General features: G+C 40.1%; 27 protein-coding genes and 1 riboswitch. Of the genes, 21 read left to right on the top strand and 6 right to left on the bottom strand.

Annotation, left to right across the window (positions count from 1 at the left end):
* Positions 1-37 precede the first annotated feature (37 nt).
* From ruvA to QM847_RS05470, 3 genes are read left to right on the top strand one after another with little or no spacing between them, the layout of a single operon-like run.
* Positions 38-631 carry a Holliday junction branch migration protein RuvA gene (gene ruvA, locus QM847_RS05460; RefSeq protein WP_414354389.1) on the top strand — a complete coding sequence of 198 codons (594 nt, stop codon included), beginning with the start codon at positions 38-40 and terminating at the stop codon, positions 629-631.
* Between the two features lie 9 nt (positions 632-640).
* Positions 641-1,204, top strand: coding sequence for a DNA-3-methyladenine glycosylase I (locus QM847_RS05465; protein ID WP_414354390.1), 564 nt, complete (start codon positions 641-643; stop codon positions 1,202-1,204).
* Positions 1,201-1,875 (top strand): lysostaphin resistance A-like protein, encoded by a 675-nt coding sequence (locus tag QM847_RS05470; RefSeq protein ID WP_414354391.1) that lies wholly within the window; start codon positions 1,201-1,203, stop codon positions 1,873-1,875. The genes QM847_RS05465 and QM847_RS05470 overlap by 4 nt, the downstream gene beginning before the upstream one ends.
* Positions 1,876-1,919: 44 nt before the next feature.
* On the opposite strand, the gene QM847_RS05475 is transcribed toward QM847_RS05470, so the two are convergent.
* The 4 genes from QM847_RS05475 to QM847_RS05490 form a co-directional block, all read right to left on the bottom strand.
* On the bottom strand, positions 1,920-2,957 hold the full coding sequence (locus tag QM847_RS05475) for a S66 family peptidase (RefSeq protein WP_414354393.1): 1,038 nt from the start codon (positions 2,955-2,957) through the stop codon (positions 1,920-1,922).
* A 148-nt stretch (positions 2,958-3,105) separates the two neighbouring features.
* The gene (locus QM847_RS05480) at positions 3,106-3,369 is read right to left on the bottom strand and encodes a SemiSWEET family transporter (RefSeq protein WP_004250486.1); all 264 of its coding nucleotides are present in this window, start codon (positions 3,367-3,369) and stop codon (positions 3,106-3,108) included.
* Positions 3,370-3,569: 200 nt separating this feature from the next.
* The gene (locus QM847_RS05485) at positions 3,570-4,244 is read right to left on the bottom strand and encodes a DUF1129 domain-containing protein (protein ID WP_414354394.1); all 675 of its coding nucleotides are present in this window, start codon (positions 4,242-4,244) and stop codon (positions 3,570-3,572) included.
* 11 nt (positions 4,245-4,255) lie between these two features.
* A complete protein-coding gene (locus tag QM847_RS05490; protein ID WP_414354396.1) occupies positions 4,256-5,200 on the bottom strand; it encodes a magnesium transporter CorA family protein in 945 nt (314 codons plus the stop codon).
* A 142-nt stretch (positions 5,201-5,342) separates the two neighbouring features.
* Here QM847_RS05490 and uvrA point away from each other — a divergent pair, with 142 nt between their 5' ends.
* The 10 genes from uvrA (at position 5,343) to QM847_RS05540 (ending at position 16,541) form a co-directional block, all read left to right on the top strand.
* The gene (uvrA, locus tag QM847_RS05495) at positions 5,343-8,174 is read left to right on the top strand and encodes an excinuclease ABC subunit UvrA (protein WP_414354398.1); all 2,832 of its coding nucleotides are present in this window, start codon (positions 5,343-5,345) and stop codon (positions 8,172-8,174) included.
* Positions 8,167-9,228: a M24 family metallopeptidase gene (locus QM847_RS05500; protein WP_414354400.1), complete on the top strand. Its 1,062-nt coding sequence runs from the start codon at positions 8,167-8,169 to the stop codon at positions 9,226-9,228. Before uvrA ends, QM847_RS05500 begins: the two co-directional genes overlap by 8 nt.
* Positions 9,229-9,281: 53 nt before the next feature.
* A riboswitch (M-box (ykoK) riboswitch) is annotated at positions 9,282-9,435 on the top strand.
* Between the two features lie 192 nt (positions 9,436-9,627).
* Positions 9,628-12,288, top strand: coding sequence for a magnesium-translocating P-type ATPase (mgtA, locus tag QM847_RS05505; protein WP_414354402.1), 2,661 nt, complete (start codon positions 9,628-9,630; stop codon positions 12,286-12,288).
* Positions 12,289-12,423: 135 nt separating this feature from the next.
* Positions 12,424-12,822 (top strand): transcriptional regulator Spx, encoded by a 399-nt coding sequence (spx, locus tag QM847_RS05510; protein WP_006149601.1) that lies wholly within the window; start codon positions 12,424-12,426, stop codon positions 12,820-12,822.
* A gap of 66 nt (positions 12,823-12,888) precedes the next feature.
* Positions 12,889-13,461, top strand: coding sequence for an SP0191 family lipoprotein (locus tag QM847_RS05515; protein WP_269797543.1), 573 nt, complete (start codon positions 12,889-12,891; stop codon positions 13,459-13,461).
* Between the two features lie 97 nt (positions 13,462-13,558).
* The gene (locus QM847_RS05520) at positions 13,559-13,825 is read left to right on the top strand and encodes an IreB family regulatory phosphoprotein (RefSeq protein WP_025168751.1); all 267 of its coding nucleotides are present in this window, start codon (positions 13,559-13,561) and stop codon (positions 13,823-13,825) included.
* A 3-nt stretch (positions 13,826-13,828) separates the two neighbouring features.
* On the top strand, positions 13,829-14,248 hold the full coding sequence (ruvX, locus tag QM847_RS05525) for a Holliday junction resolvase RuvX (RefSeq protein WP_269797544.1): 420 nt from the start codon (positions 13,829-13,831) through the stop codon (positions 14,246-14,248).
* 15 nt (positions 14,249-14,263) lie between these two features.
* On the top strand, positions 14,264-14,569 hold the full coding sequence (locus tag QM847_RS05530; RefSeq protein ID WP_000017622.1) for a DUF1292 domain-containing protein: 306 nt from the start codon (positions 14,264-14,266) through the stop codon (positions 14,567-14,569).
* A 209-nt stretch (positions 14,570-14,778) separates the two neighbouring features.
* Positions 14,779-16,029: a bifunctional folylpolyglutamate synthase/dihydrofolate synthase gene (locus QM847_RS05535; RefSeq protein WP_414354404.1), complete on the top strand. Its 1,251-nt coding sequence runs from the start codon at positions 14,779-14,781 to the stop codon at positions 16,027-16,029.
* Positions 16,030-16,115: 86 nt separating this feature from the next.
* Positions 16,116-16,541, top strand: a complete 426-nt coding sequence (locus QM847_RS05540; RefSeq protein ID WP_414354406.1) for an SP_0198 family lipoprotein — start codon at positions 16,116-16,118, stop codon at positions 16,539-16,541.
* Positions 16,542-16,674: 133 nt separating this feature from the next.
* On the opposite strand, the gene QM847_RS05545 is transcribed toward QM847_RS05540, so the two are convergent.
* A complete protein-coding gene (locus QM847_RS05545) occupies positions 16,675-17,487 on the bottom strand; it encodes a Cof-type HAD-IIB family hydrolase (RefSeq protein ID WP_414354408.1) in 813 nt (270 codons plus the stop codon).
* Positions 17,488-17,684: 197 nt separating this feature from the next.
* Between QM847_RS05545 and QM847_RS05550 the strand changes: the two genes are divergently transcribed.
* From QM847_RS05550 to QM847_RS05580, 7 genes are all read left to right on the top strand, one after another.
* Positions 17,685-19,106, top strand: coding sequence for an NCS2 family permease (locus QM847_RS05550; protein WP_414354410.1), 1,422 nt, complete (start codon positions 17,685-17,687; stop codon positions 19,104-19,106).
* Positions 19,107-19,196: 90 nt separating this feature from the next.
* On the top strand, positions 19,197-19,640 hold the full coding sequence (gene tsaE, locus QM847_RS05555) for a tRNA (adenosine(37)-N6)-threonylcarbamoyltransferase complex ATPase subunit type 1 TsaE (RefSeq protein WP_414354412.1): 444 nt from the start codon (positions 19,197-19,199) through the stop codon (positions 19,638-19,640).
* Complete coding sequence (locus QM847_RS05560; protein ID WP_414354413.1) at positions 19,630-20,151, top strand: N-acetyltransferase family protein; 522 nt, start codon at positions 19,630-19,632, stop codon at positions 20,149-20,151. Before tsaE ends, QM847_RS05560 begins: the two co-directional genes overlap by 11 nt.
* Before the next feature lie 4 nt (positions 20,152-20,155).
* Entirely contained in the window at positions 20,156-21,196 is a 1,041-nt protein-coding gene (gene brpA, locus QM847_RS05565; RefSeq protein WP_414354415.1) for a biofilm formation/cell division transcriptional regulator BrpA, read from the top strand.
* 130 nt (positions 21,197-21,326) lie between these two features.
* Positions 21,327-22,583 carry a competence/damage-inducible protein A gene (locus tag QM847_RS05570; RefSeq protein ID WP_414354416.1) on the top strand — a complete coding sequence of 419 codons (1,257 nt, stop codon included), beginning with the start codon at positions 21,327-21,329 and terminating at the stop codon, positions 22,581-22,583.
* A 53-nt stretch (positions 22,584-22,636) separates the two neighbouring features.
* The gene (gene recA / locus QM847_RS05575) at positions 22,637-23,788 is read left to right on the top strand and encodes a recombinase RecA (protein WP_414354418.1); all 1,152 of its coding nucleotides are present in this window, start codon (positions 22,637-22,639) and stop codon (positions 23,786-23,788) included.
* A gap of 169 nt (positions 23,789-23,957) precedes the next feature.
* A complete protein-coding gene (locus QM847_RS05580) occupies positions 23,958-24,152 on the top strand; it encodes a PspC domain-containing protein (protein ID WP_414354420.1) in 195 nt (64 codons plus the stop codon).
* Positions 24,153-24,284: 132 nt separating this feature from the next.
* On the opposite strand, the gene QM847_RS05585 is transcribed toward QM847_RS05580, so the two are convergent.
* A complete protein-coding gene (locus QM847_RS05585; RefSeq protein WP_414354422.1) occupies positions 24,285-24,839 on the bottom strand; it encodes a GNAT family N-acetyltransferase in 555 nt (184 codons plus the stop codon).
* Between the two features lie 108 nt (positions 24,840-24,947).
* Here QM847_RS05585 and QM847_RS05590 point away from each other — a divergent pair, with 108 nt between their 5' ends.
* Positions 24,948-26,318, top strand: coding sequence for an MATE family efflux transporter (locus tag QM847_RS05590; RefSeq protein WP_414354424.1), 1,371 nt, complete (start codon positions 24,948-24,950; stop codon positions 26,316-26,318).
* Positions 26,319-26,370 lie beyond the last annotated feature (52 nt).

Here is a 26,370-nt window from a genome sequence, read left to right on the forward strand (position 1 = left end):
CTTTGATTTTCATTGAGTATAAATTGAAGGGAAAATTATGTACGAATATCTAAAGGGTATTATTACCAAAATTACTGCTAAATATATCGTCCTAGAAGCTAACGGGATCGGCTACATCTTACACGTAGCCAATCCTTATGCCTACTCAGGGCGAGTCAACCAAGAAGCGCAGATCTATGTGCATCAAGTCGTTCGTGAAGATGCTCATCTACTTTACGGCTTTCGCTCGGAAGACGAGAAAAAACTCTTTCTCAGTTTGATTTCTGTATCAGGCATTGGTCCTGTATCAGCTCTTGCTATTATCGCAGCGGATGACAATGCAGGTCTCGTTCAAGCCATCGAGACTAAGAATATCACCTACTTGACTAAATTTCCTAAAATCGGGAAGAAAACAGCCCAACAGATGGTATTGGATTTAGAAGGTAAGGTGGTTGTTGCAGGAGATGATCTCTCTGCTAAGACTACAGTTCCATCTAGCATTGACAACCAAGAATTGGAAGAAGCTATGGAAGCTATGTTGGCCTTGGGCTACAAGGCGGCTGAGCTTAAGAAAATCAAGAAATTCTTTGAAGGAACTTCGGATACTGCTGAGAACTATATCAAGTCTGCCCTTAAGATGTTGGTGAAATAGGAGGTTCCTATGTCAAAACGCTGTGGCTGGGTTAAAATGAACAACCCTCTCTATGTAGCCTATCACGATGAGGAATGGGGACGTCCCCTGCATGACGATCAGGCCCTTTTTGAGTTGCTCTGTATGGAGACTTATCAGGCTGGTCTTTCTTGGGAAACGGTGCTCAATAAACGCCAAGCCTTTCGAGAAGCTTTTCATGGTTATCAAGTTCAGCGTGTTGCAGAGATGGCTGACTCTGAATTGGAGTCTTTAATGGATAATCCAGCCATCATACGCAACCGTGCCAAGATATTTGAGACACGGAGCAATGCTCAAGCATTTTTACAAGTTCAGAATGAGTATGGTTCTTTTGATGCCTATCTTTGGTCTTTTGTGGATGGACAAACCATGGTCAATGATGTCCCTGACTATGCTCAAGCCCCAGCCAAGACGACCTTATCTGAGACATTATCCAAGGATCTCAAAAAGCGTGGTTTTAAGTTTACGGGTCCTGTTGCAGTTTTGTCATTTTTACAAGCTGCAGGTTTGGTTGATGACCATGAGAATGATTGTGAATGGAAGGGATTTAAATGATGTCTAACAGATATAAGGGAATTCTGATTTTTGGGATTCTCTATATAGTCCTTTTTGTGTTTGATGGTATACGAGTATTTGATGCTCCATTGCCTTCTTCTGCAGGGACCTATTTAGTCTATACCATCATGTTTGTGTATGGTTGCTTCTTATTTAAGTCCCTATTGCTCCAAAAGTGGGAAGAGGTTAGAAGTTCTAAAAGGAAATTTATCTTTGGGGTTTTAAAAGGCTGGCTTCTTCTCTTTATAATGACCATCCTTTTTGCTCTCCTTTCGGAAATATTGAAACAAGTTTTGGGCTTGAGTGGTCAAGGGCAAAATGAGGCTAGTATACAAAGTGCTTTTAAAGAACAACCACTACTGATAGCAGTTTTTGCTTGTGTCATAGGTCCTGTGGTAGAAGAAGTCTTCTTCCGACAGATTTTATTGAAGTATCTGAGAAAGTGTCTATCAAGCTGGTTGAGTATCTTTATAGTCGGACTTGCATTTGCCCTAACCCATATGCACAGTTTGGATTTATCCGAGTGGATCAATGCAATTTATTACTTGGGTGGAGGCTTAGCCTTTTCTATCATCTATGTGAAAGAAAAAGAAAATATCTACTATCCCTTACTGGTTCATATGTTAAGCAATAGTCTCTCCTTCATCATTTTAGCTATCGGTAGTATATGATGAAAATGCTAGTAACGATACTGAAAAAAGCTGAGAAATTCATCTCAGCTTTCTTTGTTATAGTCAAAGCGAATGACTTGCTCCGTTGCATCTACATGGGCGTGGACTCCAAAGGGGACAATAGCTCTTGGAGTTGCGTGTCCGACGTTCAGATTATAGACAATTGGGATATTGCTATCAATGATATCCAATAGTGCCTCTTTATAGTCGTCATAGAAAGTTTCATCCATAGGTTTCCCGACCAAGAGTCCACTGATAACCTCGAATATAGCAGTGTCCTTTAAAGTCCGCAACATCTTTTTGAAGTCGTCAGGTTCAGGCTTTTCTTCACTTGTTTCTAGCAAGAGGATTTTTCCTTCCCAGTCGGATAAGTCAGGGAAAAGTTTGTATTTTTGGCAGAGGTCTGTGCTATCTGCGTGTAGAGAGTTATCAAAAATATCATAGAGAGACTCAAGACAACCACCGAGGATTTCTCCCTCAAACTGAGCATTGCCTTGTAACAAGTCAAAACCTGTATTTGCATGGCTGACACGAGGTATTCCCAAGGCTTTGGGACTAAAATCAGTCCGTTCCTCATACCAAACGTTACTAGGGCGAATTTCTGAGATTTTTCCAGTCTCAATCAATTCTTTAAAGTAGTGGCAGCTATATGGCAACATTTCTTTGTCTAACTCACAAATGTCTGCTAGAAATGATTGGCCGTAAAAAGTCTTGATTCCTAGTTTATGCAACATGAGATGGTTCATGGTCGTATCCGAGAAGCCAAGAAAAATTTTTTGTTTGATTACTTTTTCTAGTTGGTCATTTTCAAAAAGATAGGGTAATAAACGATAGGTATCGTCTCCACCGATGGCGCATAGAATCATGTCGATGCTATCATCAGAAAAGGCTTGAATCAAATCCTCCGCACGAGCTTCAGGATGGTCCTTGATAAAGTCTAAGCCTTTTAGCGAATGAGGTAAAAAGATAGGATTGAGTCCGAGGCCCTTGAGACGTTGAATACCCAAGTCCACTTCGTGTTTTACAAAGTCCTCTCCGATAATGCCACTAGACAAGCTCACAATACCAATAGTAGAAACCATATCTTATCCTCCGAGAAATAGATTGAGCTTATTTTATCACAAAAGATGAGGGGAAACAACAAGAATTAGAGCCAGAAGAAGGCTTTTGGATCAATAAAGTAGTAAAAAAGCAACCAATCATGTGGTTGCTTTTATAGTAGTTAATTTCTTATAGAGCAGTAAGGAAGGTCAGTCCGCCAAGGATAACCCCAGCCGAGTTTGGAATGATTAGAATCCAGTCTTTCTTAGGCTCTTTTGTCCATCCATAAATGACCCAGATTAAGCAAGAGACTGCTGCTGATAAAGGTTGAAATGGTTGAGCTTTATTTCCTTGTAAATTGGCAAAAATTTGGGGGATGTAGGCTATAAATACAATAATCCCGATAAAGGCACCAATTGAACCAACAATTTGATTAATTCTCTGTTTAGTCATATATATTTCTCCTTATTACTTTATTAGCATAACAGAAAAACAACTTGGATTCAAGGATAAAACCTTGGGATTCTAAGGGAAGCCTTTACATTAGAACGTTTTTAGAAAATGTAGCTACTCTTCTTTGGAGGATCGAAAAATGGTTTGGAGCCAGAATAAAAGTAGTCTGTCTACAAAACACACTACTTTTATTGTTTATCTTAATATCTAGCTGGTCCTGCACTTGCACTCTTGATGTTGAAACGTTTTTTGAGGTAGAAACGTAGAGCAAGAAGTGCTCCTCCAATCACCAACAAAACAAGTGGTGGGAGACTAATGTTGATGGCTTGTGGCAGGAAGTTACTAAAGAAGAGAATGATGACCCAAGCAAACATGGTTGCTAGCATGACTAAAAGTGATTTCCAGAATGGAGGGCGTTGGCTACGGTCAGTATCTGGTCCGTAGTAACGGTAGATAAAGTGGTAGAGAAGGTAAAAGGCAACTCCACCAAAGGCCCCTACACAGAGGAGTGTTACCAAGCCATAGGCTACTGGTTGATTTGAAAAGAGACTCATCAAGGCACTGACTACTGCAAATAAGCCTGTGATGAAAAGGGCTGAGTCCATGATCATGAGTTTTGGATCTTCATTTTCTTTTGGATGCTCTTTTTCGTATTGTTCCTTTTCAGTGTAGCTGTGAGCCCAGTGAGTTGGCGCTCCGTAGATAGAGCGGGCAGTCACTCCCTTTGGTTGTTCTTCAAGGATATGAGGAATGACTTCTTCAAGGATAGCCTTGATTTCAGCATCTGTTTTTCCGTCCTTGAGAAATTGCTGGGTTGCAATATGGATAAATTCCTGATTTTTCTTTGTTAATTCTTGTAGATTAATCTGTGACATAGTAACTCCTGTTAGAACCATTTTTTATGGATGAGATAGAGAGTGAGGGATACACTCAGAGCAAAGGCAATAAAGACAATTAGCCAGAAAGCATTTGGCTCTCCGTTTAGAGGGATTTCATTGTCTTTGAAGTTCATTCCGTAGGCCGAGAAGATCATGGTTGGGATAGACATAACGATGGTCACAAGTGCCAAGGTTTTCATGATGTTATTCTGGTTGTTAGAAATGATAGAGGCAAAGGTATCTGTCATTGAGTGCAAGATATTTCCATAGATATCTGCCATCTCAATGGCCTGTTGCGTTTCAATCAAGGTATCTTCCAGCAGGTCTTCATCCTCAAGGTATTTTTTAATATTACTAGTTGCACTCGTCAGCTTCTTAATCACGCGCTCATTAGTCTTTAGAGAGGCTTTAAAGTAGACGATGGTCTTTTCCAATTCCATAAGCTCAATCAATTCTTCGTTTCGAGTAGATTGATGAAGTTGGCTTTCAATCTGGTCGCTCTTACGGTCAATTGAGCGAAGGGCTGTCAGGTAAATTTCAGCGTTTCGGTAGAGGATTTGAAAGATAAAGCGAGAACGCATAAAGGTGTAGAAATTCCGAAGTCTCCGGTTGATGAAGATATCTAGAAGCGGTAGAGGTTCCAAACAAGTGGTAATAATGGCCTCTTCGGTAATGATAATCCCTAAGGGGATAGTTACATAGTAGGTGCGATTATTTCTTTCTTCAGTAATAGGAACGTCCACGATGATCAGAGTGTATTCATCTTCAATCGTAATACGAGACATTTCTTCCGCATCGAGTGGTGCACGAAGGTCGGCGATATCAATATCGAAAGCAGAGGCGATCTCAATAGATTCACTTTGAGTAGGATTGACGAGATTGATCCAAGTGCCCGGCTGGAGCGTATCGATCTCTTTAAATTCAGTTGTTGTTGAGAGAAATACTTGTTTCATATCTCCTATCCTTTCTTCATCTATTCAGCTTTTATGTGATTTTTAGCACCGTACTATTATACTATAAATTCGGCGTTTTTGGTAATAGAATTTCACTTTTTTTGGTATAATGGAAAGCAACAATGGACTAGAAAGAAGTAACATGCAAGATAAGATTGTCATCCATGGGGCACGCGCCCATAATTTAAAAAATATTGATGTGGAAATTCCACGTGACAAGCTAGTTGTGGTGACGGGGCTGTCAGGTTCGGGCAAGTCCAGTCTTGCTTTTGATACCCTTTATGCCGAAGGGCAACGCCGCTATGTAGAGAGTTTGTCAGCCTACGCTCGTCAGTTTTTGGGAAATATGGAAAAGCCAGATGTGGACTCTATCGATGGCCTCAGTCCTGCTATTTCCATTGACCAGAAAACGACCAGTAAAAATCCTCGTTCGACGGTTGGGACAACGACGGAAATCAATGACTACCTACGTCTCCTCTATGCACGTGTAGGGACACCCTACTGTATCAATGGGCATGGAGCTATCAAGGCTTCGTCTGTAGAGCAGATTGTGGATAAGGTTTTGGAATTGCCAGAACGCCAACGCTTGCAGATTCTAGCTCCCGTGATTCGTAAGAAAAAAGGGCAACATAAGACGCTGATTGAAAAGATTCAAAAGGACGGTTACGTCCGTGTCCGTGTCGATGGGATTGTCTATGATGTGACCGAAGTTCCTGAACTTGAAAAGAATAAACAACACAACATCGATGTGGTGGTAGACCGTATTATCATCAAAGAAGGTATCCGTAGTCGTCTCTTTGATTCGATTGAAGCAGCCCTTCGCATCGCAGAAGGCTATGTAGTCATCGATACCATGGATGATTCTGAGTTGCTCTTTTCAGAACACTATGCCTGCCCAGTATGTGGCTTTACAGTTCCGGAACTAGAACCACGTCTCTTCTCCTTTAATGCACCTTTCGGGTCATGTAGTGAGTGTGATGGTTTAGGGATCAAGCTAGAGGTTGATACGGACTTGGTGGTACCAGATGCTAGCAAAACTCTTCGCGAGGGAGCCTTGGCGCCTTGGAACCCTATCTCTTCAAACTATTATCCAAATATGCTGAAACAAGCCATGACAGCCTTTGGAGTGGATATGGATACTCCTTTTGAGGCCTTGTCCGAGGAGGATAAGAATCTCATTTTCTATGGTTCAGATGGGAAAGAGTTCCATTTCCACTATGAGAATGAATTCGGTGGAGTCCGTGATATCGACATTCCTTTTGAAGGTGTTATTGGCAATATCAAGCGTCGCTATCATGAAACCAATAGCGACTACACCCGCACACAGATGCGCCTTTATATGAATGAGCTAACCTGTGGTACTTGTCATGGTTATCGTCTCAATGATCAGGCCTTATCTGTTCGTGTAGGAGGAGAGAAAGGTCCTCATATCGGAGAAATTTCAGACCTCTCCATCGCAGACCATTTGGAAGTTATTGATCAGCTAACCCTATCTGAAAATGAGGCTATTATCGCTCGTCCGATTCTTAAGGAAATAAAGGATCGCTTGACCTTCCTCAATAATGTGGGGCTTAACTATCTGACGTTATCCCGTTCTGCAGGAACATTATCAGGAGGGGAGAGTCAGCGTATTCGCTTGGCGACTCAGATTGGTTCCAATCTCTCAGGAGTGCTTTATATCCTAGACGAGCCGTCGATTGGTCTTCATCAGAGGGACAATGATCGCCTGATTGCTAGCCTGAAAAAGATGCGTGATTTGGGAAACACCTTAATCGTAGTAGAACACGATGAAGATACCATGCGAGAAGCCGATTATCTGATTGACGTCGGCCCTGGCGCGGGTGTCTTTGGTGGAGAGATTGTAGCAGCAGGAACGCCTAAGCAGGTAGCTCGCAACAGCAAGTCCATTACAGGACAGTATCTGTCAGGTAAACGCGTGATTCCAGTGCCGTCAGAACGTCGTGTAGGAAATGGACGCTTTATCGAAGTGACAGGTGCGCATGAGAACAACTTGCAAAATATCACTGCTCGCTTCCCGCTTGGAAAATTTATCGCTGTAACTGGGGTGTCTGGTTCAGGCAAGTCTACCCTCATTAACAGTATTCTCAAAAAAGCCATTGCTCAAAAACTCAATCGCAATTCAGATAAACCTGGTAAGTTTAAGACGATTACAGGAATTGAGCATATCGACCGTCTGATAGATATTGACCAGAGTCCAATCGGGCGAACTCCAAGATCTAATCCTGCGACCTATACAGGTGTATTTGATGACATTCGAGACCTCTTCGCTCAGACAAATGAAGCCAAGATTCGAGGCTACAAAAAGGGTCGCTTCAGTTTCAATGTCAAGGGTGGTCGCTGTGAGGCCTGTTCGGGTGATGGGATTATCAAGATTGAAATGCACTTCTTGCCAGATGTATACGTGGCTTGTGAAGTCTGCCATGGAACCCGCTACAACAGTGAAACGCTAGAAGTTCATTACAAGGAAAAGAATATCTCGCAAGTCTTGGATATGACAGTCAACGATGCGGTAGAATTTTTCAAACACATTCCGAAAATTCAACGCAAACTCCAGACGATCAAGGATGTAGGTCTAGGCTATGTGACCTTGGGACAACCTGCCACAACTCTTTCTGGTGGAGAAGCGCAACGTATGAAGTTAGCTAGTGAACTCCACAAACGCTCGACCGGTAAATCCTTCTACATTCTAGATGAACCAACAACAGGTCTCCATACCGAGGATATCGCTCGTCTACTTACTGTTTTGTCTCGCTTTGTCGATGATGGCAATACAGTTCTCGTGATTGAGCACAATCTAGATGTTATCAAAACAGCAGACCATATTATCGATCTAGGGCCAGAAGGTGGTGTTGGTGGTGGTACCATCATTGCAACAGGAACCCCAGAAGAAGTAGCTACTAATCAAGCAAGCTATACAGGACAGTATTTGAAAGGAAAGTTACATCATGAATAAACGTGTGCAAGCATTTCTCGATAAAATGCAAGAAAAAGAACTAGATGGAATCATTATCAATAACCTTAAAAACGTCTACTATTTGACAGGATTTTGGGGTTCAAATGGAACGGTCTTCATCAGCCGTGACCGTCAAATCTTGGTGACAGATGCTCGCTATATTATCGCTGCCAAGCAAGAAGTTACTGGTTTTGAGATATTTGCAGACCGCGATGAGTTGGCTGTTATTGCAAAGATTGCAAAAGACATGGGTCTTTCTCGTATCGGTTTTGAAGATGAAATTTCAGTTTCTTATTACCACCGTATGCAGGGAGCCTTTGAAGGTTTGGAACTAGTTCCACAGACTCAGTTTGTTGAAGCTCTTCGTATGATTAAGGACGAGATAGAGATTGCGACTATTCGTAAGGCTTGTTCAATTTCAGACCAAGCTTTCCACGATGCGCTTGAATTTATCAAGCCAGGGAAGACAGAAATTGAAATCGCCAACTTCCTTGATTTTCGTATGCGTGAATTAGGAGCTGCTGGTTTGTCTTTTGATACCATTCTAGCGAGTGGGATTAACTCTTCTAAACCCCATGCTCACCCAATGCACAAGCCAGTAGAACTAGGTGAAGCAATCACCATGGACTTCGGTTGTCTTTATGACCACTATGTCAGTGATATGACACGTACCATCTACCTAGGCCATGTCAGCGACGAACAAGCAGAAATTTACAACACTGTCTTGAAGGCTAACCAAGCATTGATTGACCAAGCTAAGGCTGGCTTAGGTTTCCGTGACTTTGATAAGATTCCTCGTGACATCATCGTGGAAGCAGGCTATGGACAATACTTTACTCACGGTATCGGACACGGTATCGGACTTGATATTCATGAAGAGCCTTACTTTAACCAAACTTCTACAGATGTTATTAAAACTGGAATGACTTTGACGGATGAACCGGGCATTTATATTGAAGGTAAATACGGGGTTCGTATAGAAGACGACATCTTGATCACAGAAACAGGTTGCGAATTATTAACCCTAGCTCCAAAAGAATTAATCGTAATCTAAGAAAAATGAGATAAATCGTTGACTTTTACTAGTTAAAGGTTTATACTGAAAGGCGAAAACGGTAGGTGAGGCTACCATAGGGATACGGATGACTACCGCAAAGCAGTGGAGACACTACTCGTTGGTCAACAGTCCTGGTCGCGAAGGTCAAGACTAAGCTCATTACATCGCCCTATGGAGTTAAAGCTTGAACGAAAACAGATAATAAGTTTTTTAGTCCTGCCATTTTATGGCAGGATTTTCTGCTGTTTTAGAACACAGAAAGGAGACAAACGATGCAAATTGACGATCATCCAGAACCGCACATACACAGCCAATCGCTGATTTGTGTCGTTCTGTCCTTATAAAGTGATTGGTCCCTGTGTACGAAATTACCATTCATACAGATAGGAGAAACCAATGAAAACTACAAAAGAAAGATTAGCAGCAGCTATTCAAACTCCATTTAAAGAGAGTCTAGCTTTTTACCATACAAGTCTAAAAGGCTTAGATTCAGAACAAGTCGAGGAAAACCGTGACCTATATGGTGAAAACACCATTACAAAAGGTCAAGAGGATTCCATCTTTAAAAAGATTTATGAGTCTATTATCAATCCTTTCACAATCATTTTACTTGTGATCGCCTTTATTTCTCTCGTTACAAACGTCTGGCTTGCCAAACCTGGTCAAGAGGATCCAACGACTTCTATCATTATCGTTGTCTTGGTTTTGATTTCAGGAGGCATCCGTTTTGTCCAAGAATTGCGGAGCGACAAGGCAACAACCAACCTTTCAAAAATGATTGTCAACACTGCAACTGTTATTCGTGATGGTCTTGAACAAGAGTTACCCATTGATGACTTGGTTGTGGGAGACCTCGTGAAATTGAGCGCTGGAGATATGATTCCAGCAGATGTCATCTTATTTGAATCACGAGACTTTTTTGTTCAACAGTCAGGTTTGACTGGAGAAAGTGATGCAGTCGAAAAACTTGCTTTAAATAAAGCTACTAATCAAAATGTAGAGAGTCTTTTAGAAGCAGAATCTTTGGCATTCATGGGGACAAACGTTATCTCAGGAAGTGCAACAGCTATGATTTTAGCTGTTGGGGATGACACCATGATGGGAGCCATCGAGCAGACTCTCAACACCTATGATGAATCAACTTCTTTCGAGCGTGAAATGAACAGCATTTCTTGGCTCTTGATCCGCTTGATGCTTGTCATGGTTCCAATCGTATTTTTCGCAAATGGATTGACCGATGGAGACTGGCTAGAAGCCGGAGTATTTGCCTTGAGTGTTGGTGTCGGACTGACACCAGAAATGCTTCCAATGATTATCACAGCCAGCTTGGCCAAAGGTTCTATTATCATGGCCAAGGAAAAGGTGGTCATCAAAAAACTCAATGCCATACAAGACTTAGGGGCAATCGATATCCTTTGTACGGACAAAACTGGAACTCTAACGCAAGATGAGATTGTTTTAGAATATCCTTTGGATATCCATGGTGATTTGGATATGGCGGTTTTAAGAAGGGCTTATCTAAATTCACATTTTCAAACAGGTTTGAAAAACTTGATGGACCGTGCCATCATCAGTAGAACTGAAAAAGAAGCTAAAGAACACGTTATTCTACAAAATTTGGATACCAGCTTCCAAAAAATCGACGAACTGCCATTTGACTTTGAACGTAGACGCATGAGTGTCATCGTCAAAGACGATAGCAATGTCGTTAGTATGGTTACCAAAGGTGCTTTGGAAGAAATGTTGAACATTTCAACATATGTGGAATATCGAGGAGAAATGATTCCTCTTACTGAAGACATTCGTCAAGAAGTACTTGCAGAAGTTGGTCAATTAAACCGTCAAGGTTTGCGTGTCTTAGGTGTTGCTTACAAGTCAGGTTTACGTGAAGATTATGCCTATGCTGTGACTGATGAAAGTGAGATGATCCTTACGGGTTACCTTGCCTTCTTGGATCCACCAAAACCATCTGCAGCACCAGCTATTCAAGCTCTGCTTGAGCATGGTGTCATAACAAAAATTTTAACTGGAGATAATGAAAAAGTAACCCAAGCCATCTGTGAAAAGGTTGGTTTGGACGTTGAACACATCCTTTTGGGAGCTGATATCGATCAAATGACTGACCAAGAATTGGCAGAAGCGGTTGAAAGAGTAACAGTCTTTGCTAAATTGTCACCTGACCAAAAAGCGCGTATCATTCTACAGTTAAAGAGAAATGGTCATGGAGTTGGTTATATGGGTGACGGTATTAATGATGCCCCATCTATGAAGGTGGCAGACGTTGGAATTTCCGTTGATACAGCAGTAGATATCGCAAAGGAAACTGCAGATGTTATTTTGCTAGACAAGGATCTCATGGTCCTTGAAACTGGTATCGTTGAGGGCCGCAAGGTCTACGCCAACATGACCAAGTACATCAAGATGACCGTTAGTTCAAACTTTGGGAATATCTTCTCACTATTGGTTGCAAGTATCTTCTTGCCATTTTTACCAATGGCCCCTGTTCATCTCATTGTCCTAAATCTTGTCTATGATTTATCTTGTGTGGCATTGCCATTTGATAATGTGGATCAAGACTTCCTCAAACAACCCCATACATGGGAAGCAAAATCCATTACACGATTTATGGTTTGGATGGGACCAATCTCATCTGTCTTTGATATTTTGACCTTTATATTCCTCTACTTTATCATTGTTCCTTTGGTGACAGGTCATCACTATGTTCATGGATCAGAATCTGCCCTTCAGTTTATTATCTTGTTCCAAACAGGCTGGTTCATCGAATCCATGTGGTCTCAAACCATGGTTATCCATATGCTTCGTACCGCAAAAGTTCCTTTTGTACAGAGTCGTCCAGCTTGGGTTGTGGTATTTATGACTTTACTTGCTGCAATTTTTGTTACTAGTCTGCCTTATGGAGCATTAGCTGGCGTCCTTCGCTTAGCACCATTGGGAATTCCTTACTTCTTATTCCTAGCCCTCATTATTTTCTTGTATATGATAAGTGTCACAACAATCAAGAATTTTTATATAAAAAAATATAAAGAATGGTTATAGTTCGTAGTTTGTCAAGAAAAAAGTTCGAAAATCTCAAAAAAAGTTAATTTTTTTCAAAAATAGGTCGCAAGTCCGATGTTTTTTATGGTATAATAGACTAAACTGATAGTAACATGTAGCGAAAGGGGTAGGTACATGATCAAAATTTATACAGTCTCAAGTTGTACTAGCTGTAAAAAAGCTAAAACCTGGCTCAATGCCCACCAATTAAGTTATAAAGAACAAAACCTTGGAAAAGAAGGAATTTCGCGAGAAGAACTACTTGATATTTTAACCAAAACTGATAATGGAATTGCTAGCATCGTATCATCGAAAAATCGCTATGCTAAAGCCCTAGGTGTTGATATTGAAGATTTGAGTGTCAATGAGGTGCTCACCTTAATCATGGAGACACCACGTATCCTAAAAAGTCCAATTCTTGTTGACGAGAAACGTTTGCAAGTTGGCTATAAAGAAGATGACATTCGTGCTTTTTTGCCACGCTCTGTCCGTAATGTAGAAAACGCTGAAGCACGTTTACGTGCTGCACTATAAAACATGGAGGCTGGGATAATTCCTAGCCTTCTCTGGTATTTAAACAAGGATAAAATGTGAGGAATCATGAATAAAATTCTTATCGGGACATTAGCTCTCTTATTCTTATTGGTTGGATGTGGCCAGAAAAAAGATTCTGGAGCATCTACTACTGAAAATAGTCAAGAGGCTCTCCAGTCTACCTTGCCAGTTCTAGAAAATGCGACTAAAAACACAGTGGTTACCAAGACATTGGTATTGCCAGTTGATGAAAATGGAGTTCAACAGACTCAGACAATTACCTATAAAGGAAAACAATTTTTGTCGATGACCATTCAGCTAAAACGTCCAGTTTCACAAGAGTTGAAAGATTACATTGCTGAACATGGATTGGAAGAGGCGAAAAGAGCACTGAAAGAAGCTGAAGATAAGGACGAGTCGGTTCAAGAGACTCGAAAATTCACTGGATTTAGTCTTGAGTCCACTCTCTTAAGTGAAACGGAGATGGAAACAAAGACAAGTTATGACTTCCAAGTTATGGATATTAAAAAAGCTAGTGAAGACGAATATTTTAAAAATATTGGCCTTGAAAACCTGCTAAAATACGAACCAGAGGAATATATTGAAAATCGGGTTGCAAGTGGCGCAACTGTCCAGTAAGAAAAAGGCAGAAAATCAAGCAAATCAGGTTGTGTCATTTGTAGAAAGACTGGGAATATGCTATAATAGTAGTATTCTAAGGAAAGAGGGTGTTAGAATGGGATTTACTGAAGAAACCGTACGTTTTAGATTGGACGATTCCAATAAAAAAGAGATCAGTGAAACATTGACAGATGTCTATGCTTCATTGAATGAAAAAGGGTATAACCCTATTAATCAAATTGTGGGCTATGTTCTAAGTGGAGACCCAGCTTACGTTCCTCGTTATAACAATGCACGAAATCAAATTCGTAAGTATGAACGCGATGAAATTGTTGAAGAGTTGGTTCGCTACTACCTTAAGGGACAAGGAGTCGATCTATAATCTATGAGAATTATGGGATTGGACGTTGGTTCAAAAACGGTAGGTGTAGCAATTAGCGATCCGCTAGGTTTTACAGCACAAGGGCTTGAAATCATCCAAATCAATGAAGAACAAGGGCAATTTGGCTTTGATAGAATTAAGGAGTTGGTTGATACATACAAGGTTGAGCGTTTTGTTGTTGGTTTGCCTAAAAATATGAACAATACCAGTGGACCTCGAGTGGAAGCCAGTCAAGCCTATGGAGCAAAGCTAGAAGAACTCTTTGGTTTGCCAGTAGAGTATCAAGATGAACGCTTGACTACGGTTGCTGCAGAGCGTATGTTGATTGAGCAAGCAGACATTAGTCGCAATAAGCGTAAAAAAGTTATTGATAAATTAGCTGCTCAGTTGATTTTACAAAATTATTTAGATAGAAAATTTTAAGACAGAGGAGAAACTATGTCACACGATCACAACCACGATCACGAAGAACGTGAACTTATTACACTTGTTGATGAGCAAGGAAACGAAACTTTATTTGAAATCCTTTTGACTATTGACGGAAAAGAAGAATTTGGTAAAAACTATGTTCTTCTTGTACCGGTTAATGCAGAGGAAGACGAAGATGGACAAGTGGAAATCCAAGCTTACTCATTCACTGAAAATGAAGATGGGACAGAAGGCGAATTACAACCAATCCCTGAAGATTCAGAAGATGAATGGAACATGATTGAAGAAGTCTTCAACAGCTTTATGGAGGAGTAAAAATGTTCAGTGAACATTTTTACCCTTACGCTAAAAATAAAGACCGTAAGTAAGTTCGGGGAACGTTTTTAGCCTGACGCTAAAAATAAAAACCGTCAGTAAGTTCGGTGGACGTTTTTAGCCCCCCACTAAAAATAAAATTTAGCTAGTATCTAGCAAAATGAGTAAAAAGCGAAGAGAATCTTCGCTTTTTTGTTAAGGAGATAAGTATGATTGAAGTAGAAAAATGGCTTCATAGTCGGATTGGCTTGAATTTTAGATCAGGATTGGGACGGATGCAAAGAGCAGTAGATTTGCTGGGGAATCCTGAGGAAACTTATCCAATTATCCATGTGACAGGGACAAATGGAAAGGGTTCTACTATTGCCTTTATGAGGGAGCTTTTTGTTGCCCATGGGAAAACGGTTGGCACCTTTACTTCACCCCACATTATCAGTATCCATGACCGCATCTGTATTAATGGTGAACCCATATCGGACGAAGATTTTATTCGTTTAGCAGATCAAGTCAAAGCAATGGAGAAAAGACTTCTAGAAACTCACGATCAGCTCTCTTTTTTTGAGTTGTTAACCCTGATTGCTTTGCTTTATTTTAAAGAGCAAAAAGTAGATTTGGTCCTACTGGAAGTTGGGATAGGTGGACTTCTTGATACTACCAATGTCGTGACAGGAGAAATTGCAATCATCACATCAATCGGCCTCGATCACCAGGAGACATTGGGCGATAGTCTGGTAGCAATTGCAGAGCAGAAAGCAGGAATTTTTAAGCCTGGGAACTCAGCTGTGATTGCAAATCTAGCACCGGAAGCCCAACTCGTTTGTCAGAGGACTGCGAATGATTTGGGTGTGACTCTCTACCAAGCTAATCAAGATTTTTCTTTCAAAAATGGACATTTTTCTTCCTCTCTAGCTGACTTGAATCAACTAGTTTTGGGATTAGAGGGAGCCTATCAGGAGGAAAATGCAGCGCTCGCCTTGCAGGCTTTTCTACTATTTATGGCACAAAGAAACGAGAAAGTAGATCAAGAAGCAGTACGTGCTGCCTTGCAAGCTACTAAATGGGCTGGAAGGCTAGAAGCTGTCACTGAGCACATCTATTTGGATGGGGCTCACAATTTACCAGCTCTAGAGCGTTTGGTTGAGTTTATCCAAGAAAAAATCCAGCAAGGGTATCAGCCTCAAATTCTATTTGGTGCGCTAAAGCGGAAAGATTATAGTGGGATGCTTACTTATTTAACAGAGCATTTACCTGACGCAGATCTCTATGTTACGAGTTTTGACTATCAGGGTTCCTTGGAAGAGCAAGACTTTGGAGATTATACAAGCATTGCTTCTTATCGAGATTTTATAGATAACTTTGAAGCTTCTGCAGGAGAGAAAGACCTGCTATTTGTGACAGGATCTCTCTACTTTATATCTGAGGTTCGCGCTTGTCTTATGAAACAAAAGTCATTTGATTGACCCTCCTATCTTTATTTGTTATAGTAAAGGTGTGGTGGCTCAGCAGGGTTATTCTGATTTTAAGCCACTAAAAGAAAGGAGACATTGTGTCACTAAAAAAATTCACACTTTCTCTTGCTTCTTTGGCAAGTCTTAGTCTCTTAGTTGCATGTTCGCCAAAAGAGCAGGCAGCTCCTTCAACTCAAGCAAGCACCAGTACGGAAGTAACGACTGCTCAGTCAGCAGAAACGACTGTTTCTAGTTCGACTGCTAGTTCAGTAACCAACATTGATGGGACCTATAAAGGACAAGATGAGGGAGATAGCATTACTCTCGTTGTTACTGGAAATACTGGAACATGGACGGAAGTAGAGCCTGATGGTGATCAGGAAATTAAGAAGGTCACTTTTGAACCAGAAAGTCAGAGAGTCTTTATTGGAGATGATATCAAGGTTTATGTAGCTGATGGCAATCAAATTATCATTGATGATATGGATCGTGAAATTTCTGATCGTATCGTTCTAAAGAAGTAGATCATTAAGTAAACTATTTTTTAAAGATCTTGAATCTGTATTCGCAGGTTCAAGATTTCTCTTTATAGCAAAAAAATTCCATACTTTTAAGGTAGTTAAATTCTAGCCTAAAAGTATGGAAGGTATCTAATAGTTAAAGAAACAGTTTTCTTAAGAAGTGAGCAACTCCGTCTTCCTCGTTGGTCAATGCTAGCTGTTCATCAGCGAAAGGAAGTAGAGCTGGATTGGCGTTTTTCATGGCATATCCTGTGCCTGCATAGGCTAGCATCTCTGTGTCATTATGCTCGTCACCAAAAGCAATCAAATTCTTTCTATCCACATTCATGGCATTCAGAAGGTAGTCAAGGGCAAAGGCTTTATGAACTCCTTTCGGTGTACACTCGAGGATATTCAAGGGACCACCCCAAGTATTGATATTAAGTTGTTGCTTGTAAAAACTGCTCATTTCTTCTGCCAGAGCATACTTGTCGCTTACTCGAGTCTGCAATAAAATACAGTTGGGATCCTTGGTAACCAGGTCAGAATTAAATTGGTTTTCAGGCTGGAAGTTCTTAACACCAAATAGTCTAGGGTCTGCAATTTCTTGATCAGGTGCTGTAATATAGAATTTTTTACGGTACTCTCCAGCTATAAAGTCTGCTTCAATTTCTTCTTTACGTTCAACCATATCTAGGAGATACTTTTTATCAACAGTCAGACATTTTTCGTATTCCCAGATCTTACCAGGTAGATGAGTCAGAGACCCATTGAAGTTAATCATAGGTGTTTCTAGCTCTAATTCACGATAAAACTCCTTAGCCATACGGTAAGGGCGTCCAGTTGCAATGATGACCTGATGTCCTTTTTTTGAAATTTCTTTAATAGTTTTTTTAGTGAAATCAGATAGTTTACTTTCCCCATTAAGTAGGGTTCCGTCTAAGTCAACGGCAATTATTTTTTTAGTCATAAGATCCTCCCGAATCTAGTTTCAGATAAGATGTTTTCTATTATATCAAAAATAAACAAGAAAATCAGACTATAACTGGGAATAGAAAGAACTGATTCTAGTAATAATCTTCAAATTATTTTAAAAATAGCTTGAAAAACTGAATGATAAATGATATAATTTTCTTATTGTTCGTAAAAAACAAAAGGAGATTAAACATGGACAAACTATTTAAACTAAAAGAGCACGGGACAGACGTCCGTACAGAAGTGCTTGCTGGTTTAACAACATTCTTTGCAATGAGTTACATTCTCTTTGTAAACCCTCAAATGCTTTCACAAACTGGAATGCCAGTTCAGGGTGTATTCCTTGCTACAATTATTGGTTCTGTTGTCGGAACTTTAATGATGGCTTTCTATGCAAACTTGCCATATGCACAGGCTCCAGGTATGGGACTTAATGCCTTCTTTACCTTTACGGTTGTATTTGGTATGGGCTATAAATGGCAGGAAGCTTTAGGTATGGTCTTCATTTGTGGTATCATTTCTTTGATTATTACATTAACCAATGTTCGTAAAATGATTATTGAGTCTATTCCTACGACACTTCGTTCAGCAATTTCTGCTGGTATTGGTGTATTCCTTGCTTACGTTGGTATTAAAAATGCAGGTCTCTTGAAATTCTCTATCGATCCAGGTAGTTATACAGTAGCAGGGGAAGGTGCAGATAAGGCTCAAGCAGCAATCACTGCTAATTCAGGAGCTGTTCCTGGATTGGTTGATTTTAACAGTCCGGCTGTTCTAGTAGCTCTTGCAGGTCTTGCCATTACGATTTTCTTTGTTGTTAAAGGGATCAAAGGTGGAATCATCCTTTCAATCTTAACAACTACTGTTCTTGCCATTGCGGTTGGTGTTGTTGATTTGTCTAGAATTGACTTTGCAAGCAACAACCTTTCAGCAGCAGTTAACGATTTGGGAACCTTGTTTGGTGCAGGTCTTGGATCAGAAGGTTTAGGGTCTTTGATTTCAAATACTTCTCGTTTGCCTGAAACTTTGATGGCTATTCTTGCCTTCTCGTTGACAGACATTTTTGACACAATCGGTACTCTTATTGGTACAGGTGAAAAAGTTGGTATCGTTGCAACAAGTGGCGAAAACCATGAGTCAGACAAATTGGATAAAGCACTTTACTCTGACTTAGTAGCGACTTCAGTTGGTGCCATTGCAGGTACTTCAAACGTTACGACTTATATTGAGTCAGCAGCAGGTATTGGTGCTGGTGGACGTACAGGTTTGACAGCTCTAGTAGTTGCTATCTGTTTCGCCCTATCTAGCTTCTTTAGCCCACTTCTTGCTATTGTTCCTTCAGCAGCAACAGCACCAATTTTGATTATCGTCGGAATTATGATGCTGTCTAATCTTAAAAATATTCCTTGGGATGATATGTCAGAAGCAGTTCCTGCCTTCTTTACTTCTATCTTTATGGGATTCAGCTACTCCATTACACAAGGGATTGCCGTTGGTTTCCTCACTTATACTTTAACGAAAATTGTTAAAGGTCAAATTAAAGATGTCCATGCAATGATTTGGATTTTAGATGCTTTATTTATCTTGAACTACATCAGTATGGCTCTAAATTAATGAGAAATTTTTTCAAAAAAGAAGGAGGGTTTCCCTCCTTTTTTGTTGTTAGAAATGTCACAATCGAAAAAAATTTGGTATAATGGATGCATGCGCACAAAAAATGAAGATGAGCTTATGGCTTTTGGAAAAAAGTTGGGCAATCTACTAGAAAAAAATGATGTTTTAATTTTAACTGGTGAATTAGGTGCTGGGAAAACCACACTTACAAAGGGTCTAGCCAAGGGTCTAGGAATTAATCAGATGATTAAAAGTCCCACTTATACCATCGTTCGAGAATATGAAGGGCGTTTACCGTTGTATCATTTAGATGTCTATCGCATCGGAGGAGATGCCGATTCTATTGATTTAGATGAGTTTCTGTTCGGAGATGGTGTTACTGTCATTGAGTGGGGGCATTTACTGGGTGAAGATCTTCCTTCAGACTATCTAGAATTAGAAATTCTCAAAAAAGATGAGGGACGAGAAATTAGATGTTATGCCCATGGTCAAAGAGCAAGTCACCTACTAGAGAGGTTGACGAATGGAGTATGAACTTTTAATCCGCGAGGCAGAAGTTGAGGATGCTCAAGTTCTGCTTGCTCTTTTAAATCAGATAGGACAAGAGTCTACGTTTACGAGTTTAGATGAAAATAGCATTTCAATCAGTCAGTCTGAAATGGAAATGTTTATCGACAAGCAGGCTCAGTCTGATAACCAGATTACTTTGCTCGCTTTTTTGAATGATGAGTTAGCAGGAGTTATCAATATTACAGCTGATCATCGACCAAGAATCAGACATATCGGAGACATTTTTTTGGGTATAAAAAAATCCTTTTGGGGATTTGGTTTAGGCAGTGTTTTAATGGAAGAGAGCATAGAATGGGCTAAATCTAGTGGAGTCATTCGACGCTTGCAATTGACCGTACAAAAACGAAATACTGCTGCTATCTATTTATATAAAAAAATGGGTTTTATCACAGAAGGGCTACAGGAACGTGGTGCTTGTACAGAAAGAGGAGAGTTTCTTGACGTTTACCTAATGGGATTACTGATAGACGAATGAGTGTATGATAAAAAAAATATTAAAAATGTTTTTAGGCTTCCTTCTTGTATCTATTTTAGGTGTGGGAACATATGCCTATACGATTTATAATCAAGGAACAAGTTCCTTGGCAAAAACTTATAAAAAAATAGGGGAAGAAACAAAGGTTATTGAAGCAACACAACCATTGACAATCTTGCTTATGGGAGTGGATACGGGGAATATCGAACGTACAGATCCTTGGGAAGGAAACAGTGACTCAATGATATTGTTGACAGTCAATCCCAAGACTAAGAAAACAACAATGATTAGTTTGGAACGGGACATTTTGACAAAAATTCAACACAAAGATGGTACTGTTACTGAGGAAAAACTGAATGCCGCCTATGCGGGTGGCGGAGCCGAACTAGCTATCTCGACGATTCAGGATATGATGAATATCCACATTGACCGCTATGTTATGGTAAATATGCATGGTCTTCAAAGAATGGTTGATGCTGTAGGTGGTATTACGGTCAACAATACTTTAGGTTTTCCAATCTCCATTCAAGACCAGGAACCTTTTAACAAGATTTCCGTCGGAGTCGGACAGCAACACCTAAATGGTGAAGAAGCTCTAGTTTATTCACGCATGCGTTATCAGGATCCAGAAGGAGATTATGGTCGTCAGAAACGACAACGTGAAGTTATCCAAAGAGTGATTGAAAAGATTTTAAGCTTAAATAGTGTAACCCACTACCAAGATATCTTGAAAGCTCTTAGCGATAATATGCAGACAAATATTGAGATTACGACTTCTACTATTCCACAATTGCTAGGCTATCAAGAATCCTTTAAAAATATTGAAACTCATCAGTTACGAGGTGAAGATGCCACGATTGAGGGAGGCTCCTACCAAATTGTTACTTCAGAACATATGTTAGAGATTCAGAATTTATTACGTACTTCATTGGGCCAACCTAAAGTAACTGAGTTAAAAACAAATGTGGTCTTGTACGAAGAAATCAATAATCAAAATCCAGGAGTCCTCTCAGAAGCAACAATTATTGAAGAAGAACAAGAATAAGTGATGTTGACTCAATAGTGTTTAGTTACGAAAGAAGCCAAATCGTCTGGCTTGCCATAGATTTATCGAATCGTAGGATTTTTCCTGCGATTTTTTCAAAGAAATTCGAATAGATAAGTAGGAGGGAGAAATGAAAGCGGAAATTATTGCTGTAGGTACTGAGATTTTGACAGGACAAATCCTCAATACGAATGCTCAGTTTTTATCTGAAAAACTGGCTGAAATAGGTGTGGATGTCTATATTCAAACTGCTGTTGGAGACAATGAGGCTCGTCTTTTATCCTTGCTAGAGATAGCTCGAGAACGGAGTGAGTTAGTGATACTAACAGGAGGATTGGGACCTACAGAAGACGACTTGACCAAACAAACAGTGGCCAAGTTCTTAGGAAAAAATTTAGTTTTTGATGCACAAGCACAGACGAAATTAGATGACTTTTTTGCCCAGAGACCTGATTATGCCCGGACTCCAAATAATGAGCGTCAAGCTCAAATCGTTGAGGGTTCAATCCCACTACCTAATGAAACAGGACTAGCAGTCGGAGGCATGATTGAGGTGGAAGGGGTAACTTATGTTGTTTTACCTGGACCACCTAGTGAATTGAAACCGATGGTTCTAAATGAGTTGTTGCCAAGATTGATGACAGGCGCTAAATTATACTCAAGGGTACTTAGATTTTTTGGGATAGGAGAGAGTCAGTTAGTCACTATCTTAGCAGATTTAATCGAGCAACAAACGGATCCGACCATAGCCCCCTATGCAAAAATTGGAGAAGTTACCTTGCGTTTATCGACCAAGGCTAACAGCCAACAGGAGGCAGATTTGGCCTTGAATTCTTTAGAAGAGCAGATATTAAGTCGAAATTCTTTCGAAGGTACTTCACTTCGAGATATTTGTTATGGCTATGGTGAAAGTACGAGTCTAGCTAGTCTGGTAGTGGAAGAGTTGAAAAAGAGACAAAAAACCATTACTGCTGCAGAAAGTTTGACAGCTGGTCTATTTCAAGCAAGCTTAGCAGATTTTTCAGGTGTATCTGCTATTTTTAAAGGTGGTTTTGTGACTTATAGTCTAGAAGAAAAGGCTAGAATGCTAGATATTTCACAAGCAGAATTAGAAACCCATGGTGTTGTTTCAGCCTATACAGCAGAGAAAATGGCTGAGCAAGCACGAGCAAAAACGGAGTCAGACTTTGGGATCAGTTTGACTGGAGTAGCTGGACCAGATAGTTTAGAAGGTCATCCGGCAGGAACAGTTTTTATAGGACTATCTCGAGCATCGGGCACAGAAGTCATACGTGTCAATATAGGAGGACGCAGTCGAGCAGATGTTCGTAAAATTGCTGTTATGCATGCCTTCAACTTAGTTCGCAAAGCTTTATTAAGTGAGTGACTTTTGATATAATAGAAGAAGGTCTAAAGACCATTAAAATACAGGAGAATAAAATGGCAAAAAAACCAACAAAAAAATTAGATGAAATTGGTAAAAAATTTGGTGCTGATCGTGAAAAAGCCTTAAATGATGCTCTTAAATTGATTGAAAAAGATTTTGGTAAGGGATCAATCATGCGTTTGGGTGAGCGTGCTGAACAAAAAGTTCAAGTCATGAGTTCAGGTTCATTAGCTCTTGATATTGCCCTTGGTTCAGGTGGTTATCCAAAGGGACGTATCATCGAAATCTACGGACCAGAATCATCAGGTAAGACAACAGTAGCCCTTCACGCTGTAGCACAAGCACAGAAAGAAGGCGGAATTGCTGCCTTTATCGATGCGGAACACGCTCTAGACCCAGCTTATGCAGCAGCTCTTGGTGTTAATATCGATGAATTGCTCTTGTCACAACCAGACTCAGGTGAGCAAGGTCTTGAAATTGCAGGGAAATTGATCGACTCAGGTGCGGTTGACCTTGTGGTTATTGACTCAGTTGCAGCCCTTGTTCCTCGTGCGGAAATCGATGGAGATATTGGAGATAGCCACGTTGGTCTCCAAGCTCGTATGATGAGTCAGGCTATGCGTAAACTCGGTGCTTCTATCAACAAGACAAAGACTATCGCTATCTTTATCAACCAATTGCGTGAAAAAGTTGGTGTTATGTTTGGAAATCCAGAAACAACTCCTGGTGGACGTGCCCTTAAATTCTATGCTTCTGTCCGTTTGGATGTTCGCGGAAGCACACAAATCAAGGGGACTGGTGATCAAAAAGATACCAATGTAGGTAAGGAAACCAAGATTAAGGTTGTGAAAAACAAGGTGGCTCCACCATTCAAAGAAGCTCTTGTCGAAATCATGTATGGAGAAGGAATTTCTAGAACTGGTGAACTCTTGAAGATTGCAAGTGATCTTGATATTATTAAGAAAGCTGGAGCTTGGTACTCATACAATGATGAAAAGATTGGTCAAGGTTCTGAAAATGCTAAGAAATACTTGGCAGATCATCCAGAGGTCTTTGACGAGATTGATCATCAAGTGCGTGTTCACTTTGGCTTGATTGAAGAAGAAGCAGGATCTAAAAAAGCAGCATCAACTGAGAAAGAAGCTGCTAATCAAGAAGTGACACTTGATCTGGGTGACGATCTTGAAATCGAAATTGAAGAATAAACAGTAAAAGTGGAGTTTTTCCACTTTTTTAATTTTTAATCATTTGAAGTTTAATCTTTCTGAAAAAAGCGAATAAAAGGCTCAATTGCATAGAAAAACTAGAAAACTATTGCTTTTTCATTAATTTGATGTTAAGATAAACGGGAATAACAAAAAGGAGATTACTATAATGGAAAAACGTTTAGTTCGTAACGTTCAAGATAAAAAAATCGGTGGTGTTTGTGCAGGTCTTGCTGACTACTTTAACATGGACCCAATGTTAGTTCGTGTTCTTTGGATTCTTTTCACTTTAGCTGGTGGTTCAGGTATACTTGCTTACGCTATTCTTTACTTCATCCTTCCAGAAGGTGGAGCAGAAGCTTAAGCTACATTGTAAATAAGAATAAATAATGCATGTAATTTTATAAATTGCATGCATTTTTTATTTTGAAAATAGATTGAAATTCAAAACATATCAGATTAAAGATAATGTATTTTATACGTGGAATTGTCTTGCTTAGTAATCACTAAAGCGACGGTATTCGATGCGGAAGTCAAAATAGTTCTCGTCTTGCAATTTTTGAAAGATATTCCGATATGCTTCTTCATCAAAATGGTCACCACGATAGAGAATTTCAAAGCTCATACCCTCGTATTCTAAAAGAGCGTTGGCTGTTTTGAAACCATTTTGTTTATAGAATTCCATTCGGGCTTTTCTCTGTTCTAGGTTATCACAGTCTTCGTCCAGTCTTTCCACTTCAAGAATCATGGTACGTTGGTAAAAGTCAATCAACTTTTCAATAATTTCTTTTCCATAACCATGGCTACGCAAGTGAGGCATAATGGCGAAAAAACTGATGTAGAAAGCTTTTTGATTGGAGATGGCAAAGGCAAAGCCGACAAACTCCTCCTCGTTATAAAAGGCGAAAAAGTGGGCATCATCTCTATCCTGGTAACTTAAAAATTCTTCCAAAGAGACGCGTTCTTCTTCAGGGAAGGCTTCCTTGTTTAATTGTTCAACTTTTTCAAGGTCTGGGAATACATCTGTAATTAACTGGCTTGTTAAGCTCATACGTATCCTCCTTTTCTGTCACGATTATACCAGATTGTTTGTATCTAGGCAACGCTTTCTTAACGAAACTCCCTTGTTCCTCTACTAGAAAGCTGATATAATAGCCATATGAATAAAAAATCAACGGTGGACCTAATTCATGGTCCTATCCTTCCTTCACTGATTAGTTTTGCTTTACCGATTCTATTGTCCAACATCTTTCAGCAACTCTACAATACAGCTGATATTTTGATTGTTGGGCGTTTTTTAGGACAAAATTCCTTGGCGGCAGTCGGAGCTACGACAGCCATTTTTGATTTGATTATTGGATTTGCCCTCGGAGTCGGAAATGGGATGGGAGTCGTTATTGCCCGTCTTTACGGTGCTCGTAATTTTGCTAAAATTAAAGAAGCTGTAGCTGCGACTTGGATTTTGGGTGCCATCCTGAGTGGTCTTGTCATGCTGATGGGTTTCTTCGGTCTTTACCCACTCTTACAGTACCTAGAAACGCCTGCAGAAATTCTCCCCCAATCTTATGAATATATTTCCATGATTGTTAGCTGTGTGGGAGTTAGTTTTGCTTACAATCTCTTTGCAGGATTACTGCGCTCAATTGGTGATAGCCTTGCTGCGCTTGCCTTTCTTATCTTTTCAGCCATTGTTAATGTCATTCTAGATTTATATTTTATTACACAACTGCAGTTGGGTGTTCAGTCTGCGGGTCTTGCAACCATTATCTCGCAAGGCTTGTCAGCAATCCTCTGCTATTTCTATATTCGAAAGAGTGTTCCGGACCTTCTTCCAGGTCTCAAACATTTCAAATGGAATAAGGATCTTTATGTGGATCTTTTGGAACAAGGTCTAGCCATGGGCTTGATGGGGTCAATTGTCTCTATCGGAAGCGTCATCTTGCAATCCTCTGTTAATGGCTTTGGAGCAGTGATTATCAGCGCCCAAACGGCAGCACGTAGAATCATGGCCTTTGCCCTATTGCCAATGACGGCTATTTCGGCTTCGATGACGACTTTTATCTCTCAAAACTTTGGAGCGAAAAGTCCCGAACGTATCGTTCAAGGTCTTCGTATAGGGAGTTATTTGAGTATGTCTTGGGCGACCTTTGCTTGTGTGTTCCTATTTTTTGCAAGTCCTAGCCTAGTTTCTTTCCTGGCAAGTTCGACAGACGCTTACTTGATTGAAAATGGGGCTTTGTATCTACGCATCAGTTCGGTATTCTATCCGTTTTTGAGTCTATTATTGATTTATAGAAATAGCTTGCAGGGTCTCGGTCAAAAACTCTTACCCCTCATATCTAGTTTTATCGAGTTTATCGGGAAAATTGTTTTCGTGGCTTGGATTATCCCTTGGGCAGGTTATACAGGTGTGATTCTATGCGAACCGCTACTTTGGCTTGTTATGACTGCCCAGCTTTATATCTCACTCTCTCAGCACCCTTGGATAAAAGAAGGCAAGAAAATCTTGGCTGTCGGCGGACAATCCTAGCTTCATTTATACAAGAAAAATCCATTTCCTCTAGTGAAAATCGACTAGACTT

Source organism: Streptococcus timonensis (assembly GCF_047463455.1).
Classification (GTDB): Bacteria; Bacillota; Bacilli; order Lactobacillales; family Streptococcaceae; genus Streptococcus; species Streptococcus timonensis_B.